Here is a 361-nt window from a genome sequence, read left to right as displayed (position 1 = left end):
GCCGTAGGCCGGATGCAGCGCCGCGCGCGTGGTGAGCCCGCCCATCGAGTGGCTGACCAGGATGACCTGCTCGCAGCGGTAATCGCAGGCGGTCCGGTTGTTCCAGAAGTCGATGATGTCCAGGACTTTCTGTGCCAGCGTCTTGCCGGAATCGGCATTGCTTTGCAGCCAGTTGTAGCCCAGCACATGCACCGGACAAAAGAAGTTATCCCAGGCGTGGTCGGATTCCTCGGCGGTCAAGGGCTGGAAGGGTTTTTGCGCATGCCAGGTCTGCTGCGCATGCGGACCGTCCACGAAGCCCTGCCATGGCGATACGTGACCGGGATGGTCGTCTTCGAAGACGGCGGTGGCCTCGTCTTTG

At 62.3% G+C, this 361-nt stretch carries 1 protein-coding gene; it reads right to left on the bottom strand.

What is annotated here, in order from left to right:
- On the bottom strand, window positions 1-361 hold a 361-nt coding region (locus AC4HNJ_RS21700; RefSeq protein ID WP_490481698.1), incomplete at both ends, for an esterase/lipase family protein.

Source organism: Dyella sp. SYSU CM1112 (genome assembly GCF_058216415.1).
Note: the sequence above shows the minus strand (reverse complement) of the source record. Positions and strands in the feature narration are given on the sequence as shown.